Here is a 4,743-nt window from a genome sequence, read left to right as displayed (position 1 = left end):
GACCGTCCGCCGGGCCGGCGGGGGTCGGGGACGCGTCGGCAGGGGTCGCGAGGGCGGGAGCCGGCCGCAGGTGGTCGTGGGTGTAGTCGAGCTGGTGCGGCAGCGCCCCGACGCCGCGGCTGGGATTGATCGCCACGGGCGGGTAGTCCACCGCCAGCGCGGTGAGCGTGGGGCCGAGCAGTCGCACGCACTCCTCGGAGGCGGTGTGCACGTCGGTCTCCTCTGCAGCGGCCAGGTCGGAGCAGATGAACTGCATCGGGTTCGCGAAGTCGGTCAGCGCGAGGGACGAGATCACCGCGTTCTGCGACGGCTGGTAGATCCCCTGCAGGTTCGACAGCGCGGTGGGTGCGACGTGCAGGATCTGGGCGATGTCGTCGCGCTGCTCGGCCAGCACCGTCAGCAGGTCGGTGGTCGTCCGGACGGTCTCGATGCCCACCTGCCGGTTGTCGCGGACGAAGTCGCGGACCTCGTCGACTGCCAGGTCGAGCTCGGTGAGCGCCGGGCCGATCTCCCCCCGGCCGCGCGACACCGAGACGGTCACCGCCGCCATCACCTCGTTGAAGGTGGTGATCTGCTCGCCGGAACCCTCCATCGCGGCGGTGAAGGCCTCGAGGTTGCGGACGGTGGCGAAGATGTCGTCGCGGCCGTCGGAGACGGTCTGCAGCGCCGCGCTGAGCTGACGGACCGTGTCGCGGACGTCGTCACCGCGATCGTCGAGCACCTCGTCCGCGGCGGCCACCGCGGGTAATCCGGTCGACCCCGATCGTGGCCCCCTCCGGTAGCGGGGCGGGCGTGCCGACGGCGACCGCGTGACCCAACCATACCCGAGGGCATTGTCATGCGGGTGAGCTAGGTCACTGTGTGCTCCGGGCTGCCGTACCGCGCGTGCGAACGCGAGGGAATCCGTGCCCGGGGCCGCTCGTTGCGATGGCGTCTCGCCCTCGCCGCAGCCCCATCTCCCCCACAGCCGCGCCCGAACATGGCGTCTCGCACGCCCCGAAGCGACGGCGAGACGCCATCGCGAGGAGCGGCTGCGTGGGGGGCGGGCATGCCGGCACGCGAGACGCCATCGGGAGGAGCGGCTGCGGACCGGTCGGCCGGCGGCCGGCCGCTCACGGCATGCCGGGAAATGCGGGAAGGCCCCGCGTCCGGATAACCGGTCGCGGGGCCTTCAGCCGAGCTGGTGGCGTCTCAGCCGAGCAGATCAGCTCGCTTCGGAGTCGGAACCCGCCTCGAGGAGCTTGGAGATCGCCGAGGGGTCGACCGGGATGCCGGGTCCGGTCGTGGTGGACACGGTGATCTTCTGCAGGTAGCGGCCCTTGGAGGAGGACGGCTTGAGACGCATGACCTCGTCGATCGCGGCCTGGTAGTTCTCCGTGAGCTGCTCGGTGGAGAACGACGCCTTGCCCACGATGAAGTGCAGGTTGTTGGCCTTGTCGGTGCGGAAGGTGACCTTGCCGCCCTTGATGTCGCTGACGGCCTTGGTCACGTCCATGGTGACGGTGCCCGTCTTGGGGTTCGGCATGAGGCCACGCGGGCCGAGCACGCGGGCCACACGGCCGACCTTGGCCATCTGGTCCGGCGTGGCGATCGCGGCGTCGAAGTCGAGCCAGCCGCCCTGGATCCGCTCGATGAGGTCGTCGGAGCCCACGACGTCGGCGCCGGCGGCCTCGGCCTCGGTGGCCTTCTCGCCCGCGGCGAAGACGATGACGCGGGCGGTCTTACCGGTACCGTTGGGAAGATTCACGGTGCCGCGGACCATCTGGTCCGCCTTGCGGGAGTCGACGCCAAGTCGCATGGCGACCTCGACGGTGGCGTCCATCTTCGTCGAGGAGGTGTCCTTGGCCAGTGCCAGGGCATCCAGAGGCGAGTACAGCTTGGTGCGGTCGACCTTGTCAGCTGCGGCCTTGTAGGCCTTGCTGTTCTTGCTCATGAGAGTTCCATTCCTGCCGCGTGTTCTCTGCGACGGTCGGGTGTGGTGCGGGCCTGAGCTGCCCTCCCACGGTGATGTGTGGTGGTGGAGGTCAGGCCTCGACCGTGATGCCCATGGAGCGGGCGGTGCCGGCGATGATCTTCGCGGCCTGGTCGACGTCGTTGGCGTTGAGGTCCTCCATCTTGGTCTGCGCGATCTCGCGGACCTGGTCCATGGAGACCTTGCCGACCTTGGCGGAGTGCGGGGTGCCCGAACCCTTCTGCAGGCCGGCGGCCTTGAGCAGGAGCTTGGCGGCCGGCGGCGTCTTGAGCTTGAAGTCGAAAGAACGGTCCTCGTAGACCGTGATCTCGACCGGCACGACGTTCCCGCGCTGGTTCTCGGTGGCTGCGTTGTAGGCCTTGCAGAACTCCATGATGTTGACACCATGGGCACCCAGAGCCGGGCCGACCGGCGGTGCCGGGTTGGCTGCGCCGGCGTTGATCTGGAGCTTGATCAGCCCTGAGACCTTCTTCTTCTTCGGAGGCATCGTCTTCCTGATTCTTCGACTGGATCTCGGCTCCACGCTGTACACGTGGGAGGCCGACTGTCGTGTGCGCCGCTCCCCTCAGGCCCGCCCGTCGGGCAGGGCATGCGGGGGCGCAGGCACAACCTTGGAGAGTCTACGTGCAATCGACGTGCAACGGCTAATCCGATCCGGCGCACCGTGGCGCGATCCCCGAAACGACGGGACCCGCCGCGCGCGGTGTGCGCGGGGCGGGCCGTCGGGGTGATCGCGCTGGTCAGTCGATCTTCTCCACCTGGGAGAATCCGAGCTCCACCGGGGTCTCGCGACCGAAGATGGACACGAGCACCTTGAGCTTCTGCGAGGTCGGATCGACCTCGGAGATGCTGGCGGGCAGGGTGGCGAACGGGCCGTCCATGACGGTGACCGACTCGCCGACCGTGAACTCCACCTCGACGGTCTGCGGGACCAGTCCACCGTCGGCCTCGCCACCGGGGGTGGCGGCCTTCTTCTCAGGCTTGGGGGCCAGGAACTTGGCCACGTCGCTCAGCGAGAGCGGGGTGGGCGCACCGGCCGCACCGCCGGTCGCGCTGACGAACCCGGTCACGCCGGGGGTGTTGCGGACGACACCCCATGACTCGTCGTCGAGGTCCATACGCACCAGGACGTAGCCGGGCAGGACCTTGCGGTTGGCGACCTTCTTCTGGCCGTTCTTGACCTCGGTGTACTCCTCGATGGGGACCTCGACCTGATAGATCTTGTCCTCCGCGCCGAGGGTGACCGCGCGGGTCTCGAGATTGGCCTTGACCTTGTTCTCGTACCCGGCGTACGAGTGGACGACGAACCAGTCGCCGGGGAGCTTGCGCAGCTGGCGCTTGAAGGCGATGACGGGATCGATCGCGGGCGCCGCCTCCTCGGCGGGGGCCTCTGCCGACTCGGATCCCTCCGCGGCGTCGGCCTCATCGGTGACGTCGGCGACCTCGTCGGCGTCCTCATCGGTGCCGGCGACCGCGTCGATGGCATCCGCCACGGCCTCGGCGGTCGGCGGGACCGCGACGTCGGAGGGGTCCGCGGAGGTGTCACCGAGCACCGCATCCGCCGCGGTCTCGGCCTGCTCGGCGGCAGCCGGGCTCTGCTCGACGTCCTCGGATTCGGGGCTCTGCTCGATGTCGCTCACTGAAATTGCGGTCCTCTCGAAGTTCGGCGGTCCGGATCTCGTCCCGGACCTCCAGCGGCGGGTGTCAGCGGTCGAAGACGAGCTCGACGAGCTTGCCCGCGCCGAAGTCGACGCCGGAGACCAGCGCGGTCATGAAGATCAGGAACAGGAACACCACGATGGTGTAAGTGACCATCTGGTTGCGCGTGGGCCAGATGACCTTACGCAGCTCCTCGATGACCTGCCCGATGTACTGGAACGGATTCGCGCGGTTGGCCCGCGTGTCCTCCGCGGTGTCCGCATCGGTGCGGACACGATTGGCGACGGTGGTGTCGCTCCGGCCGGCTTTGCCTGTCGGAACAGCAGAGCCCGTCGGAACAGCGGCACCGGTGGTACCGGCCGCGCCGTCGGAACCGCGCGCGCCGCTGGTGTCGTCGTCGCGATCCTGACTCACGCGTTACCTCCGGGTCGACTGTGGCTGGCGGGAAGGGCAGGGGCGACAGGACTTGAACCTGCAACCTGCGGTTTTGGAGACCGCTGCTCTGCCAATTGAGCTACGCCCCTTCGGCCGGTCTCCCGGCCACCCGTGCCGTCTCACGAATCGCGGACCGCACGAACGCCTCGACTCTACAGTGTCGGCGGCTGCCTCAGGCAGCGTGGGCCGCGACCGCGGGCGGTCGGGCGTGGCAAGTGTACGTCAGCCCCGGCAGTGGCTCTAAATCGCTCGATCGGCGCCGTCGAGGGCGACGGTCACGATCGCCTTGCCGAACACCTTGGCCCCGCCGCAGGTGACCGTGAGGGCCACGTCTGCCGTGGAACCGTCGTCGGCGACCCTCCTCACCGTGCCGGCCACCTCCAACAGGGCCGGGGCGTCGGCAGGGACCACCACCGGTCCGGCGAACCGGATCAAGGTGGCCACCACCCGGTCCGCTCCCCCGGCCCACTCGGCCACGACCCCGATCGCCAGCGCCGAGGTCAGCATCCCGTGCGCGACCACGCCGGGCAGACCGAGCTCGCGGGCGGCCTCGTCACTGAGGTGGATGGGGTTGTGGTCCCCCGAGGCGTCCGCGTAGCGGCGCAGGTCCGCACGCGTCACCGGCAGGCTGCGGGCCCGGATGGGCTCGCCGGGCTCCGGTCGCCTCGTCGTCGTCG

General features: G+C 69.5%; 6 protein-coding genes and 1 tRNA gene. All 7 read right to left on the bottom strand.

Annotated elements, in window-relative coordinates; all coding sequences use genetic code 11:
* The coding region (locus G6018_RS10340) for an MCE family protein (protein WP_347237850.1) at positions 1-739 on the bottom strand (739 nt) is incomplete at its 3' end.
* A gap of 465 nt (positions 740-1,204) precedes the next feature.
* Positions 1,205-1,933 carry a 50S ribosomal protein L1 gene (gene rplA / locus G6018_RS10335; protein WP_182639545.1) on the bottom strand — a complete coding sequence of 243 codons (729 nt, stop codon included), beginning with the start codon at positions 1,931-1,933 and terminating at the stop codon, positions 1,205-1,207.
* A gap of 91 nt (positions 1,934-2,024) precedes the next feature.
* Positions 2,025-2,459, bottom strand: coding sequence for a 50S ribosomal protein L11 (gene rplK / locus G6018_RS10330; RefSeq protein WP_095717641.1), 435 nt, complete (start codon positions 2,457-2,459; stop codon positions 2,025-2,027).
* Between the two features lie 253 nt (positions 2,460-2,712).
* On the bottom strand, positions 2,713-3,612 hold the full coding sequence (nusG, locus tag G6018_RS10325) for a transcription termination/antitermination protein NusG (protein ID WP_179523169.1): 900 nt from the start codon (positions 3,610-3,612) through the stop codon (positions 2,713-2,715).
* 64 nt (positions 3,613-3,676) lie between these two features.
* A complete protein-coding gene (gene secE / locus G6018_RS17675) occupies positions 3,677-4,045 on the bottom strand; it encodes a preprotein translocase subunit SecE (RefSeq protein WP_179523170.1) in 369 nt (122 codons plus the stop codon).
* 37 nt (positions 4,046-4,082) lie between these two features.
* A tRNA-Trp gene (locus tag G6018_RS10315) sits at positions 4,083-4,155 on the bottom strand.
* A 151-nt stretch (positions 4,156-4,306) separates the two neighbouring features.
* The coding region (locus tag G6018_RS10310) for a MaoC/PaaZ C-terminal domain-containing protein (protein WP_206685263.1) at positions 4,307-4,743 on the bottom strand (437 nt) is incomplete at its 5' end.

The organism is Dietzia sp. DQ11-44 (assembly GCF_014145205.1).
Taxonomy (GTDB): domain Bacteria; phylum Actinomycetota; class Actinomycetes; order Mycobacteriales; family Mycobacteriaceae; genus Dietzia; species Dietzia natronolimnaea.
This window is presented reverse-complemented; position numbering and strand designations above follow the sequence as displayed.